The organism is Pseudomonas sp. MWU13-2105 (assembly GCF_023242315.1).
GTDB lineage: Bacteria > Pseudomonadota > Gammaproteobacteria > Pseudomonadales > Pseudomonadaceae > Aquipseudomonas.
This window is the reverse complement of the sequence record NZ_JALLIY010000030.1, coordinates 37,930-51,056: the sequence shown is the minus strand read 5'-3', so window position 1 is coordinate 51,056 and position 13,127 is coordinate 37,930. Positions and strand designations below refer to the sequence as shown.

Genomic DNA, 13,127 nt, shown 5'->3' with positions numbered 1-13,127 from the left:
TCAAGCAGTCGAGATCGCCCGTCGCACGGCGACGCCGGCTCGTGAACGATACGGAATTGGTCGCCGAGATTAAGCAACACGTCAGCGAATTGCCCAGCTATGGCTACCGTCGTGTCTGGGGATTGCTGCGGCGCGCACGTGAAATCCAGTTGCTGCCCGCCATCAACGTGAAGCGGGTTTACCGGGTCATGCGTGATCACAACCTGCTACTTGAACGTCGCATCAAACAGCCTGGCGTACCGCGCCGACATGAAGGCCGTATTGCCGTGAAAACCAGTGATACACGCTGGTGCTCGGACGGCTTCGAGTTCCGCTGCGACGACGGTGCCAAGTTGAGCGTAACCTTCGCCCTGGACTGCTGTGACCGCGAAGCCATCGGTTGGGTTGCCAGTCCGACGGGCTATAGCGGCGATGACATCCGAGACTTGATGTTGGAAAGCGTGGAGAAGCGTTTTGGCGACCAACTGCCGAACACGCCCGTGCAGCGGCTGAGCGATAACGGTTCGGCCTATATCGCCGAGCAGACCCGCCTGTTTGCCCGCCAGATCGGCTTGGCACCGGTGACCACACCGGTACGCAGTCCGCAAAGCAACGGTATGGCAGAGAGTTTCGTGAAGACGATCAAACGGGACTACGTAACGCATATGCCCAAGCCGGATCGAGAAACGGCATTGCGCAACCTGACGATTGCCTTCGAGCATTACAACGAGCAGCATCCGCACAGTGCGCTGAAATATAGGTCGCCGAGAGAATTTAGGCGCTTGGCAGCTGCATCAATTTAACGGGGAATTGGTGTCCGGTCTGGTAGGGGCAAGTCCACGTAGAGAGCCCCCTCCCAACCCAATCCATTGGCAAAGCCCCACAAACACAAACCCCGCCTTTTCAGCGGGGTTCGTTGTTTTCAGCCGGTTACCACATCAGATCGTCAGGGATCTGGTAGGCCGCGTACGGATCATCCTCATCCGGCACCTGGGCTTCGCTCAGGATGTTGAGCTGGACGATACGCTCAGGGGCCCGTTCCTGGATCTTCAGCGCCGCTTCACGCGGGATCACCTCGTAACCGCCACCGTGATGGACGATCGCCAGGGAGCCGTTGCTCAGCTTGTTGCGCATCAAGGTGTTGACCGACAGGCGCTTGACCTTCTTGTCGTCGACGAAGTTGTAGTAGTCCTCGGTGGTCAGCTTGGGCAGGCGCGAGGTTTCGATCAATTGCTTGACCTGGGCCGCGCGGGCCTTGGCCTCGACCTTTTCCTGCTGCTGGCGGTTCAGTTCCTGGTCGCGCTTGACCTTCTCGGCCTGCGCTTCCTGGGCCAGGCGCGCCTGGGTATCGTCAGCCTCAATCTGGCCCTTGTGGACCAGGCGCTGCTGCTTCTGTTTCTCTTTGCCGACCTGTTTGGCCTGCTTCTGGTTGACCAGTCCTGCTTTGAGCAACTGGTCGCGAAGGGAAAGACTCATGGTGCTTACTCACTTGGGCAACGGCTCAGCCGCAGCTGGGCCTATTCTTTTCCTGACGTTTGGCTTCGCCCCACAAGGCGTCCAACTCTTCGAGGGTGCAATCTTCCATGGGACGGTGGGTGTCGCGCAATGCCTGTTCGATAAAACGGAACCGTCTGTCGAATTTGCCATTGGCGCCACGCAAGGCATTTTCCGGGTCGACCTTGAGGTGCCGGGCCAGGTTGACCACCGCAAACAGCAGGTCGCCGACTTCATCGGTGATCGCCGCCGGGTCGTTGTCGGCCATGGCTTCGAGCACTTCGTCGAGCTCTTCGCGAATCTTGTCCACCACCGGCAAGGCATCCGGCCAGTCGAAACCGACCGTGGCCGCGCGCTTCTGCAATTTCGCCGCCCGGGACAGGGCCGGCAAGGCGGCCGGTACATCGTCGAGCAGGGACAATTGCTCGGGGGCGCGGTGGTTCTCCGCACGCTCCTGGGCCTTGATCTCGTCCCAGCGCAACTTGACCTGCTCCTCGCTCAAGCGCGGCAGGTCCACGGGTGCGTAGAGATCACCGGTGGGAAAGACGTGGGGGTGACGGCGGATCAGCTTGCGGGTGATGCTGTCGACCACGCCGTCGAATTCGAAACGCCCTTCTTCCCGCGCCAGCTGGCTGTAATAGACCACCTGGAACAGCAGGTCGCCCAGTTCACCCTGCAAATGCTCGAAGTCGCTGCGCTCGATGGCGTCGGCGACTTCGTAGGCCTCTTCCAAGGTGTAGGGGACAATCGTCGCGTAGGTCTGCTTGATATCCCAGGGGCAGCCGTATTGCGGGTCGCGCAGACGGGCCATGAGATGGAGCAGGTCTTGAAGGCTGTACATCGGTGATGATCTCATCTCTCGAACCTGTGGGAGCGGAGCTTGCCCGCGAAGAGGCCCCTGAGGCCACTAAAAAGCTTCGCGGGCAAGCTCCGCTCCCACAGGTTTGATAGCAGTCTTATGGGGTACGGTTACGCCGGGTTTCGATAATGTTCGGCAACTGGGAAATCCGCCCCAGCAACCGCCCCAATGCATCCAACCCCGGAATCTCGATGGTCAGGGACATCAGCGCGGTGTTGTCCTCCTTGTTCGAGCGGGTGTTGACCGCCAGCACGTTGATCCGCTCGTTGAGCAGCACCTGGGAGACGTCACGCAACAAGCCGGAACGGTCGTAGGCGCGGATGATGATATCCACCGGATAGGTCAGCACCGGCACCGGCCCCCAGCTGACCTGGATGATCCGCTCCGGTTCGCGCCCGGCCAGTTGCAGCACCGCAGCACAGTCCTGGCGGTGAATGCTCACGCCGCGGCCCTGGGTGATGTAACCGACGATGGCATCCCCCGGCAGCGGTTGGCAGCAGCCGGCCATCTGGGTCATCAGGTTGCCGACGCCCTGGATCTGGATATCCCCACGCTTGCCCGGCTTGTAGCCGGTGGCCTTGCGCGGAATCAGTTCCAGCTGTTCGTTGCCGCGCTCCGGCTCCACCAGTTGCTGGGCGGCATTGACCAGTTGCGCCAGGCGCAAATCGCCCGCGCCAAGGGCGGCGAACATGTCCTCGGCGGTCTTCATGTTGGCCTTGTCGGCCAGCTTGTCGAAATCCACCTGTGGCAGGCCAAGGCGTGCCAACTCGCGTTCGAGCAGGGTCTTGCCGGCCGCGACGTTCTGGTCGCGGGCCTGCAACTTGAACCAGTGGACGATCTTCGCCCGTGCCCGGGACGTGGTGATGTAGCCCAGGTTCGGGTTCAGCCAGTCACGGCTCGGCGTACCGTGCTTGCTGGTGATGATCTCCACCTGCTCGCCGGTCTGCAGGCTGTAGTTGAGCGGCACGATCCGCCCGTTGATCTTCGCGCCCCGGCAGTTGTGGCCGATCTCGGTGTGCACCCGGTAGGCAAAGTCCAGCGGTGTCGCGCCCTTGGGCAGGTCGATGGCATGGCCGTCAGGGGTGAAGATATAGACCCGGTCCGGCTCGATATCGACCCGCAACTGCTCGGCCAACCCACCGATATCCCCCAGCTCTTCATGCCACTCGAGGACCTGACGCAGCCAGGAGATTTTCTCTTCGTAGTGATTGGAGCCGGATTTGACGTCGGTGCCTTTGTACTTCCAGTGCGCGCAGACCCCCAGCTCGGCCTCTTCGTGCATGGCGTGGGTGCGGATCTGCACTTCCAGGACCTTGCCTTCCGGACCGATCACCGCCGTGTGCAACGAGCGGTAGCCGTTCTCTTTCGGGTTGGCGATGTAGTCGTCGAACTCTTTCGGAATATGCCGCCACAAGGTGTGGACGATGCCGAGCGCGGTATAGCAGTCGCGCATTTCCGGTACCAGCACACGGACCGCACGGACGTCGTAGATCTGGCTGAACTCCAGGCCCTTGCGCTGCATTTTGCGCCAGATCGAATAGATGTGCTTGGCCCGACCGCTTATATCGGCCTTGACCCCGGTGGCCAGCAATTCGTTTTCCAGCTGGTTCATCACCTCGCTGATAAACCGCTCGCGGTCCAGCCGCCGCTCATGCAGCAACTTGGCGATCTGCTTGTACTGCTCGGGCTCCAGGTAACGGAACGACAGGTCTTCCAGTTCCCACTTGATATGCCCGATGCCCAGGCGGTGAGCCAGCGGCGCGTAGATATCGAAGACCTCGCGGGCCACGCGGTTGCGCTTCTCGTCGTCGGCGGTCTTCACCGCACGGATCGCACAAGTACGTTCAGCCAGTTTGATCAGCGCCACGCGGACGTCGTCGACCATGGCCACGAGCATCTTGCGCAGGTTTTCCACCTGCGTCTGGCTGCCCAGTACCTGGGACTGGCGCGGACTGAGACTGGCGCTGATAGCGGCCATGCGCAGCACGCCGTCGATCAGCTTGGCCACCACCGGGCCGAATTTCTGGCTGACCGCGGTCAGGGGGATCTGCCCCTCGCGCACGCAGCGGTACAGCACCGCCGCCACCAGCGAATCCTGGTCCAGCTTGAGGTCGGCGAGGATCTCGGCGATCTCAAGACCGGTGCTGAAACTGGAACCGCCTTCGGGCCAGAGGTTCTGCGCCGCGTTGGTCTGTTGTTCGGCAAGCCGTGCGTATTCGCAGGCTTGTTTCAAGGCCTCACGGTCCAGCGCCATATCGACGCTCACCGTATGATCGAGCCATGCCTCGAGATTGATACTGCCGTCGGTGTTGATCGGCTGGTGTGCTCTCACCTGTACCATCTTGCTTACCTTCCCTACGACGCAGATTCAATGCGTCAAAATCGCTGACCTGTTATGGCCCCCGCCGCCTGGCTGGGCTGACAGAGTACGGAGGCGGTCAGTCGGACCAGACGAGCATCCTAGCTCGCTTCAAATAACGCCATGGCCTCGACATGCGCGGTCTGCGGAAACATATCGAGGATCCCGGCACGTTTTAACCGGTAGCCCTGCTTGATCAACTCAAGCGTGTCGCGCGCCAGCGTCGCCGGATTGCAGGACACGTACACCAACCGTTCGGCGCCCAGGGCGGCGAGCTTGCCCACCACCTCGAACGCACCGTCACGGGGTGGGTCCAAGAGTACCGCAGAAAAGCCGTCTTTGGCCCAACCGGCATCACTCAGAGGCTGGGATAAATCGGCCTGAAAAAAATGCGCGTTATGCAGATTATTGCTCAAGGCATTGGCGGCGGCACGTTCAACCATGCTCGCCACGCCCTCCACCGCCACCACTTCACGCACCTGCCGGGCCAGCGGCAAGGCAAAGTTGCCAAGCCCGCAGAACAGGTCCAGGACACGTTCATCGGCCCTCGGTTTCAACCAATCCAGCGCCTGGGCGACCATGGCCTCGTTGACCCCGGCATTGACCTGGACGAAGTCTCCCGGCCGATAGGCAAGTTCCAGATCCCAGGTCTCCAGGCGATAGCCCAGGGACAACGACGGGGCCACCGGCTGCGGGCCGTCTTCGCCATGCAACCAGAGTTGCGCCTCATGTGCAGAGCAGAAATCCTGCAGGACTTGCAGGTCCTGCGTCGACAGCGGCGCCATATGCCGCAACAACAGCGCCAGCGCCGAACCGCTGAACAATTCCACATGGCCAAGGGCCTGGGGTTTGCTCAAGCGCCGCAGCATCGCCGGCAATTCGCGCATCAGCGGTTGCAAGGCCTGTACCAGCACCGGGCAATCGTCGATGGCAACGATATCCTGGCTGGAGGCGGCGCGAAAACCGACCTCGAGGGTCTTGCCCCTGGCGTCCCAACGCACGGCCACGCGGGCCCGTCGCCGATAGCCGAATTCCGGGCCGGTCAGGGGCGCCGCCCACTCCAGCGGCTCGACGCCGGCGACACGCGACAGTTGTTCGGCGAGCATGCTCTGTTTCAGGGCGAGTTGGTCGCCGTGGGGCATATGCTGCACGCTGCAACCGCCGCAGCGCCCGGCATGGGCGCAGGGCGCGGGACGGCGCTGTGCGCTGGCGAGGAACACCCGCTCGGTGCGCGCCTCGACCACCTTGCCGTGGGTACCCAGTACCCGCGCCTCGACTTCTTCGCCCGCGAGGGCACCGCTGACAAACCAGGTGCGACCTTCAATAAAGGCAATGCCACGCCCGTCGTTGGACAGCCGCTCGACGGTCAGGCGCTGCTTCTTGCCGGTCGGTACCTGCGGGGCCCGGCTACCGCCAGTGGGCTGGAAACGCAGGCCGCGTTCATGCTTGGCCATCAGTTGGGCGCGTCGTAGATGCCGGTCGACAAATAACGGTCGCCCCGGTCACAGATGATCGCCACCAGCACGGCGTTCTCGACTTCACGGGACAGGCGCAGCATCGCCGCCACCGCGCCGCCGGAAGAGACACCGCAGAAGATGCCTTCCTCGCGGGCCAGGCGACGCATGACGTCCTCGGCCTCTTCCTGGGCCATGTCGACGATGCGGTCGACCCGTTCGGCCTGGAAAATCTTCGGCAGGTATTCGTGGGGCCAGCGACGGATACCGGGAATCGACGCGCCTTCCATCGGTTGCAGGCCGACGATCTGCACGGCGGGGTTCTGCTCCTTCAGATAGCGCGACACGCCCATGATGGTCCCGGTGGTGCCCATGGAGCTGACGAAATGGGTGATGGTGCCCTGGGTCTGGCGCCAGATTTCCGGACCGGTGCTGGTGTAGTGCGCCTCGGGGTTGTCGCCGTTGGCGAACTGGTCGAGCACCTTGCCCCGGCCTTCGGCCTGCATGCGCTCGGCCAGGTCACGGGCACCCTCCATGCCTTCCTCGCGGGTCACCAGGATCAACTCGGCGCCATAGGCGGTCATCGCCGCCTTGCGTTCGGCGGTGGAGTTGTCCGGCATGATCAGGATCATCTTGTAGCCCTTGATCGCCGCGGCCATGGCCAGGGCAATCCCGGTGTTGCCCGAGGTGGCTTCGATCAGGGTGTCGCCGGCCTGGATCTGCCCGCGCAGTTCGGCGCGGGTGATCATCGACAGTGCCGGACGATCCTTGACGGACCCCGCGGGGTTGTTCCCTTCGAGCTTGAGCAACAGGGTATTGCTGGTGGCGCCGGGCAGGCGCTGCAAGCGGACCAGGGGGGTGTTGCCGACGCAATCGGCGATGGTGGGGTACTGCAAGGTCATGGCGTATTCGCAATCCAGACTGCGGGGGCTGACATCATACCGGCAAATGTCAGCGCTCCATATCACGCAAAGTATGGTGCTTATGGCTTATAGATATAAGCCATAAGCAGCGTGTCACCTTCAATTGCCAGAATGGCCGACGGGCCATCGGCCAGGGACGGCTCGCCGAAGAGCGGCGGCCCATGAAATCCCTGAGAACTTTGCGAGATTTACCCCTCGGCAAATGGCTACACTGCGCAAGTGGAGCGGGCGCAGGATGCGCACGCCGATAATCGAAGATGGGCGTATCTGCTGGACGCTGTATCTGACGGAGACTGTTGCGTGCTTAAAAACCTGGGCATCAAAGGCCGCGTACTACTGCTCACCCTGCTGCCGACCACCTTGATGGCGCTGGTGCTGGGCGGCTATTTCACCTGGCTGCAACAGTCCGACCTGCAGACCCAGTTGCTGCAACGCGGCGAGATGATCGCCGAACAGCTCGCACCGCTGGTCGCGCCGGCCCTGGGCCACAACGATGTCGACCTGCTGGAACGCATCGCCACCCAGTCCCTGGAACAGACCGACGTGCGCGCCGTGTCCTTTCTCAGCGCCAACCGCGAGCAACTGGCCCATGCCGGCCCGAGCATGCTCAACCAGCCGCCCATCGGTAACAGCAGCCATCTGTTGCAACGCACCGGCAACGATGCCACCCGCTATCTATTGCCGGTCTTCGGCCGGCACCGCAATATCTCCGGCGAAGTCGTGCCTGAAGAAGCCGACCGCCTGCTCGGCTGGGTCGAGCTGGAACTGTCCCATAACAACATGCTGCTGCGCGGCTATCGCAGCCTGTTCGCCAGCCTGCTGCTGATTGCCACCGGCCTGCTCGGCACCGCCTTGCTGGCCCTGCGCATGAGCCGCACGATCAACGCGCCGCTCGGCAAGATCAAGCAAGCCGTCGCCCAGCTAAAGGAAGGCAACCTGGAAACCCGCCTGCCGCCACTCGGCAGCCAGGAGCTGGATCAACTGGCTTCGGGCATCAACCGCATGGCCGAGACCCTGCAGAACGCCCAGGAAGAATTGCAGCACAGCATCGACCAGGCCACCGAAGACGTGCGGCAGAACCTCGAAACCATCGAGATCCAGAACATCGAGCTGGACCTGGCGCGCAAGGAAGCCCTGGAGGCCAGCCGGATCAAGTCCGAGTTCCTCGCCAACATGAGCCACGAGATCCGTACCCCGCTCAACGGCATCCTCGGTTTCACCCACCTGTTGCAGAAAAGCGAACTGACCCCGCGCCAGCTCGACTACCTGGGCACCATCGAGAAATCCGCCGACAGCCTGCTGGGGATCATCAACGAAATTCTCGACTTCTCGAAGATCGAGGCCGGCAAGCTGGTGCTCGACAGCATTCCGTTCAACCTGCGCGATCTGCTCCAGGACACCCTGACCATCCTCGCCCCGGCGGCCCACGCCAAGCAGCTGGAACTGGTCAGCCTGGTCTATCGCGACACCCCGCTGTCGCTGATCGGCGACCCGCTGCGGCTCAAGCAGATCCTCACCAACCTGGTGAGCAACGCGATCAAGTTCACCCGCGAAGGCACCATCGTCGCCCGGGCCATGCTCGAGGAAGAACACGAAGACAGCGTGCAGTTGCGCATCAGCGTGCAGGACACCGGCATCGGCTTGTCCAACCAGGACGTGCGGGCGCTGTTCCAGGCCTTCAGCCAAGCCGACAACTCCCTCTCGCGGCAACCCGGTGGCACCGGTCTGGGACTGGTGATTTCCAAGCGCCTGATCGAACAGATGGGCGGCGAGATCGGCGTCGACAGCACCCCCGGCGAAGGCTCCGAGTTCTGGATCAGCCTGAGCCTGCCCAAGACCCGCGACGATATCGAAGACCTGCCCGCCCCGCCGTTACTCGGGCGCCGCGTGGCCGTGCTGGAAAACCACGAACTGTCCCGCCAGGCCCTCCAGCACCAATTGGAGGATTGCGGGCTGGAAGTCACACCGTTCAACAGCCTGCAGAACCTGACCAACGGGGTCACCGGGGCACACCAGACCGACCAGGCCATCGACCTCGCGGTCCTCGGGGTAACCGCCCAGGAAATGCCGCCGGAACGCCTGAGCCAGCATATCTGGGACCTCGAACACCTCGGCTGCAAAGTCCTGGTGCTCTGCCCGACCACCGAGCAGACGCTGTTCCAGCTCTGCGTGCCCAACCCCCACGGCCAGCTCCAGGCCAAGCCGGCCTGCACGCGCAAATTGCGCCGCGCCCTGGCGGAGCTGATCACCCCACGGCTGGTACGCCAGGAGCCCATCGAGCCCCTCGGCAGCCGGGCGCCACGGGTACTCTGCGTCGATGACAACCCGGCCAACCTGCTGCTGGTGCAGACCCTGCTCGAAGACATGGGCGCCTGGGTGCTGGCGGTCGAAAGCGGTTACGCGGCGATCGACGCGGTGCAGCGCGAAGCTTTCGACCTGGTGCTGATGGACGTACAGATGCCAGGCATGGATGGCCGGCAAAGCACCGAGGCGATCCGCCAATGGGAACATGAGCGGCAAAACACCCCGTTGCCCATCGTCGCCCTCACCGCCCACGCCATGGCCAACGAAAAGCGCGCCCTGCTGCAAAGCGGCATGGACGACTACCTGACCAAGCCGATCAGCGAACGACAACTGGCCCAGGTGGTACTCAAATGGACCGGCCTGGCCCTGCGCAACCAGGGACAGGAACGGGTCGGCGAACAGAGCCGCGGCGGCAGCGCACTGCTGGTGCTCGACCCGGACGAAGGCCTGCGCCTGGCCGCCGGCAAACCGGACCTCGCCGCCGACATGCTGGCGATGCTCCTGGCCTCGCTGGAAGCCGACCGCGAAGCGATTCGCCAAGCCCGCAACGCCAACGACCACAACGCCCTGATCGAGCGGGTGCACCGCCTCCACGGCGCCACCCGCTACTGTGGCGTGCCGCAATTGCGCGCGGCCTGCCAGCGCAGCGAGACCCTGCTCAAGCAAGACGCGCCCAACGCCCGTCAGGCCCTGGACGAACTGGACGTCGCCATCGCCCGCCTGGCCGCCGAGGCCCGGGTCAGTGCCTGATCCCGGATAAGCGGATCGAAGGTCACACACCGCTGGCATTTGCGCGACGTCTGCGTGCTAGCATACCGGCCATATTTGGAGGACCCATGGTCGAACACGATTTCCGCTACAGCCTGATGAACCCGCAACACACCCTGACCGAATGCCGCGCCCTGGTGCCGGGGCGCTATCAGGTCACCGGCAACGGTGGCTCGATCCGCGCCGACGATGTCCTGCTGGTGACCCTCAAGGGCAGCAAGGACCTGTCCATGCGCCTGACCGTGGACACCGTTCGCCATCTGATCAATCCGCCGGGCCAATGGGTCGCGGTCGCCAAGGGGCCGGTCTTCGGCGAACTGGCGATCCACCAGTGGCAGGTCAATTGCGACAGCTGCGCCAAGGAGCTGGACTTCGAATTCGCGGTGGACGCCAAGCTCGGCAAGCCCGCACAAACGCCGGCCGCCACGGCGCGTATCGCCGAGTTGGGCTGGACGACACAGGGTGAGAAACACTTGTGCCCGAGATGCCAGGAGGCAAAGTAATGAAGCGCGTGGTGATTCTGGGAATGCTCGGAATGCTGGGAACCAACCTGTGCGGCTGCGCCGGCGAACAGGTGCAATTGCAGCAGGATCACAGCTATGTGCTGGAGTGGATCGGCGAACGTCCGCTGATCGACAGCAGCCATCTGACCATCACCCTCGGCGACGATGGCCGGGCCTACGGCACCGGCGGCTGCAACCACTGGTTCGCGCCCTACACCCTGGACGGCGCGAGCCTGAGCTTCGGCAAGGTCGGCAGCACCCGCAAGCGCTGCGCGCCGGCGTTGATGGAACAGGAAAAACGCTTCCTCCAGGCGCTGGAAAATGTCCAACGCTGGGATATTTCGCCCATCGAGCAGGTGCGTTTCTGGCCGCAGGAAGGCAAACCGCTGCGACTGTGGTCGGAAGAAGGCTGAGACTCAGCCACGCAAGGCCTTGAGCTTGGCCAATACGCCAGCCGCGGTCTGCTCGCCCATCAACTGCTCGCGAACCTTGCCCTTGTCGTCGATGATGTAGGTCACCGGCAAGGCTTCGCTGCGTGGCAGGTCGAAGAAGTCCGCCGGGTCCTGGGCCAGCACCGTGAAACGGATGCCCAGGGTTTCGCCGGCCTTGCGCAGGTCATCGCCCTGCAAACCATCGAAATTCACCCCGAACACCTCCGCCGACTGGCCCTTGAGCTGCTCGGACAACTTGTTCAACTCAGGGATTTCCGTCCGGCACGGACCACACCACTCGGCCCAGTAGTTGACCACCTTCCATTGCTTGTCCAGGCGCTCGGACGCGACCTTCCGGCCGTTCTGGTCGACGCCGTAATCGTTGCCGCACCCGCTCAGCAGCAACGCCCCCATCATCGCCAATGCGGCGAGCAATCGCCTTGCCATGCGCACAATCCCCCATCAATTGAGTCATTGACTGCGACCCTTTACCTCACAAGGTTCAGCAGCACCCGTCAGGCAGGTAGAATACCCGCCACCTTACGCAAGATGCGACCCGCACATGACCGATCTGACGCTTTATCACAACCCGCGCTGCTCGAAATCCCGCGGTGCGCTGGAACTGCTCCAGGACCGTGGCTTCACACCCACCGTCGTGCACTACCTGGAAACCCCGCTGGACGCCGCGCAACTCAAGGCGTTGCTGGGCAAGCTCGGCATCGGTGCACGGCAATTGCTGCGCACCGGCGAGGACGAGTACAAGCAGTTGAACCTGGCCGACAGCCAGCTCAGCGAAGAACAGCTGATCGCCGCCATCGCCGAACACCCCAGGCTGATGGAACGGCCGATCCTGGTGGCCGGTGACAAGGCGATCATCGGTCGTCCTCCGGAGCATGTGCTGGAGATCCTGCCGTGAGTGCACCTTACGTTCTGGTGTTGTTCTACAGTCGTAACGGCTCCACCCGCGAAATGGCCCGGCAGATCGCCCGCGGCGTCGAGCAGGCCGGCCTGGAAGCACGCCTGCGCACCGTGCCGGCGATCTCCAGCCAGTGCGAAGCGGTGGCGCCGGAAATCCCCGAGGAAGGCGCGCTGTATGCCAGCCTCGACGACCTGAAGAACTGCGCGGCCCTGGCCATGGGCAGCCCGACCCGCTTCGGCAATATGGCGGCGCCGCTGAAGTACTTTATCGACGGCACCAGCAACCTGTGGCTGACCGGTGCCCTGGTGGGCAAGCCGGCCGGGGTGTTTACCTCGACCTCCAGCCTGCATGGCGGCCAGGAAAGCACTTTGTTGTCGATGCTGCTGCCGCTGTTGCACCACGGCATGCTGGTCACCGGCCTGCCCTACAGCGAGTCGGCGCTGCTGGACACCCGCGGTGGCGGCACGCCCTATGGCGCCAGCCACCATACCGGCGTCGACGGCAAGCGTGCCCTGGACGAACATGAAATCGCCCTGTGCCGGGCACTCGGCATGCGTCTGGCGAAGACCGCCCTGAGCCTGGAGAACGGCCGTGGCTAGGAAGCCCAAGGTGTTGCCGCCACAGGCCTGGCTGGAACCGCGCGTGCGCTGGAGCCGTGGCCTGGCGCTGGCCTGTTTTCTCGGGTTGATGGTCTTTCTGAGCCTCTATTACCTGGTGTTCGCCGACCTGCACGGTGCACGGCCCTGGGTGATCCTGCTGATCGAACTGGTGCCGCTGCTGCTGCTGCTGCCGGGGATGTTGCTGGGCAGCGCGCGAGGACACTCGTTCACCTGCTATGTGGTGAACCTGTACTTCATCAAGGGGGCGTTGGCGGCGTTCGATCCCAATCGACAGCTGTTCGGTGTGCTGGAGATGGCCGCGAGCGTGGCGGTGTTCTGCAGCGCAATGGTCTATGTGCGCTGGCGTCATCAGTTGAACCGGCGGCTGGCCGGGGAAGGCCAGGCGTAGAAGTGTCTGCGCCGAGTGAGTACCTGTGGCGAGTGACGACCTGTGGTGAGCGGGCTTGCCCGCGTTCGGCGGCGAAGCAGCCGTAAAATCAGGCACCTCGCTCTACCTGATACACCGCAAGCAGCG

Annotated in this window: 13 protein-coding genes; 7 read left to right on the top strand and 6 right to left on the bottom strand. The window is 63.3% G+C overall.

Annotation, left to right across the window (positions count from 1 at the left end):
* The coding region (locus tag M5B96_RS30880; RefSeq protein WP_248800792.1) for an IS3 family transposase at window positions 1-782 on the top strand (782 nt) is incomplete at its 5' end.
* Between the two features lie 127 nt (window positions 783-909).
* On the opposite strand, the gene M5B96_RS30875 is transcribed toward M5B96_RS30880, so the two are convergent.
* The 5 genes from M5B96_RS30875 to cysM all read right to left on the bottom strand — a co-directional run bounded on the left by M5B96_RS30875 (window position 910) and on the right by cysM (window position 7,047).
* On the bottom strand, window positions 910-1,455 hold the full coding sequence (locus tag M5B96_RS30875) for a DUF2058 domain-containing protein (RefSeq protein WP_218227728.1): 546 nt from the start codon (window positions 1,453-1,455) through the stop codon (window positions 910-912).
* Between the two features lie 25 nt (window positions 1,456-1,480).
* The gene (gene mazG, locus M5B96_RS30870) at window positions 1,481-2,314 is read right to left on the bottom strand and encodes a nucleoside triphosphate pyrophosphohydrolase (protein ID WP_218227729.1); all 834 of its coding nucleotides are present in this window, start codon (window positions 2,312-2,314) and stop codon (window positions 1,481-1,483) included.
* Window positions 2,315-2,429: 115 nt separating this feature from the next.
* On the bottom strand, window positions 2,430-4,673 hold the full coding sequence (relA, locus tag M5B96_RS30865; protein WP_248800791.1) for a GTP diphosphokinase: 2,244 nt from the start codon (window positions 4,671-4,673) through the stop codon (window positions 2,430-2,432).
* 119 nt (window positions 4,674-4,792) lie between these two features.
* Window positions 4,793-6,145: a 23S rRNA (uracil(1939)-C(5))-methyltransferase RlmD gene (gene rlmD, locus M5B96_RS30860; RefSeq protein ID WP_248800789.1), complete on the bottom strand. Its 1,353-nt coding sequence runs from the start codon at window positions 6,143-6,145 to the stop codon at window positions 4,793-4,795.
* Window positions 6,145-7,047 (bottom strand): cysteine synthase CysM, encoded by a 903-nt coding sequence (cysM, locus tag M5B96_RS30855; protein WP_248800788.1) that lies wholly within the window; start codon window positions 7,045-7,047, stop codon window positions 6,145-6,147. Before cysM ends, rlmD begins: the two co-directional genes overlap by 1 nt.
* Window positions 7,048-7,368: 321 nt before the next feature.
* Here cysM and M5B96_RS30850 point away from each other — a divergent pair, with 321 nt between their 5' ends.
* The 3 genes from M5B96_RS30850 (at window position 7,369) to M5B96_RS30840 (ending at window position 11,056) form a co-directional block, all read left to right on the top strand.
* The gene (locus tag M5B96_RS30850) at window positions 7,369-10,122 is read left to right on the top strand and encodes a response regulator (protein WP_248800787.1); all 2,754 of its coding nucleotides are present in this window, start codon (window positions 7,369-7,371) and stop codon (window positions 10,120-10,122) included.
* A gap of 86 nt (window positions 10,123-10,208) precedes the next feature.
* Window positions 10,209-10,643 (top strand): hypothetical protein, encoded by a 435-nt coding sequence (locus M5B96_RS30845; RefSeq protein ID WP_248800786.1) that lies wholly within the window; start codon window positions 10,209-10,211, stop codon window positions 10,641-10,643.
* The gene (locus M5B96_RS30840) at window positions 10,643-11,056 is read left to right on the top strand and encodes an META domain-containing protein (RefSeq protein WP_248800785.1); all 414 of its coding nucleotides are present in this window, start codon (window positions 10,643-10,645) and stop codon (window positions 11,054-11,056) included. Before M5B96_RS30845 ends, M5B96_RS30840 begins: the two co-directional genes overlap by 1 nt.
* A gap of 3 nt (window positions 11,057-11,059) precedes the next feature.
* On the opposite strand, the gene M5B96_RS30835 is transcribed toward M5B96_RS30840, so the two are convergent.
* Window positions 11,060-11,521 carry a TlpA family protein disulfide reductase gene (locus M5B96_RS30835; RefSeq protein WP_248800784.1) on the bottom strand — a complete coding sequence of 154 codons (462 nt, stop codon included), beginning with the start codon at window positions 11,519-11,521 and terminating at the stop codon, window positions 11,060-11,062.
* A gap of 115 nt (window positions 11,522-11,636) precedes the next feature.
* On the opposite strand from M5B96_RS30835, the gene arsC reads away from it, so the two are divergent.
* Genes arsC through M5B96_RS30820 form a run of 3 tightly spaced genes read left to right on the top strand, consistent with a single transcriptional unit; the run spans window position 11,637 to window position 13,001 of the window.
* Window positions 11,637-11,990, top strand: a complete 354-nt coding sequence (arsC, locus tag M5B96_RS30830) for an arsenate reductase (glutaredoxin) (protein ID WP_248800783.1) — start codon at window positions 11,637-11,639, stop codon at window positions 11,988-11,990.
* Complete coding sequence (gene wrbA, locus M5B96_RS30825) at window positions 11,987-12,592, top strand: NAD(P)H:quinone oxidoreductase (RefSeq protein ID WP_248800781.1); 606 nt, start codon at window positions 11,987-11,989, stop codon at window positions 12,590-12,592. Before arsC ends, wrbA begins: the two co-directional genes overlap by 4 nt.
* Window positions 12,585-13,001, top strand: a complete 417-nt coding sequence (locus tag M5B96_RS30820; protein WP_248800779.1) for a DUF2069 domain-containing protein — start codon at window positions 12,585-12,587, stop codon at window positions 12,999-13,001. Before wrbA ends, M5B96_RS30820 begins: the two co-directional genes overlap by 8 nt.
* Window positions 13,002-13,127: the final 126 nt, after the last annotated feature.

Coding starts and splice junctions, on each gene's coding strand:
- mazG (WP_218227729.1), bottom strand. CDS start 2,314: ATGTACAGCCTTCAAGACCTGCTCCATCTCATGGCCCGTCTGCGCGAC.
- M5B96_RS30845 (WP_248800786.1), top strand. CDS start 10,209: ATGGTCGAACACGATTTCCGCTACAGCCTGATGAACCCGCAACACACC.
- M5B96_RS30840 (WP_248800785.1), top strand. CDS start 10,643: ATGAAGCGCGTGGTGATTCTGGGAATGCTCGGAATGCTGGGAACCAAC.
- cysM (WP_248800788.1), bottom strand. CDS start 7,047: ATGACCTTGCAGTACCCCACCATCGCCGATTGCGTCGGCAACACCCCC.
- M5B96_RS30875 (WP_218227728.1), bottom strand. CDS start 1,455: ATGAGTCTTTCCCTTCGCGACCAGTTGCTCAAAGCAGGACTGGTCAAC.
- arsC (WP_248800783.1), top strand. CDS start 11,637: ATGACCGATCTGACGCTTTATCACAACCCGCGCTGCTCGAAATCCCGC.
- rlmD (WP_248800789.1), bottom strand. CDS start 6,145: ATGGCCAAGCATGAACGCGGCCTGCGTTTCCAGCCCACTGGCGGTAGC.
- relA (WP_248800791.1), bottom strand. CDS start 4,673: ATGGTACAGGTGAGAGCACACCAGCCGATCAACACCGACGGCAGTATC.
- M5B96_RS30835 (WP_248800784.1), bottom strand. CDS start 11,521: ATGGCAAGGCGATTGCTCGCCGCATTGGCGATGATGGGGGCGTTGCTG.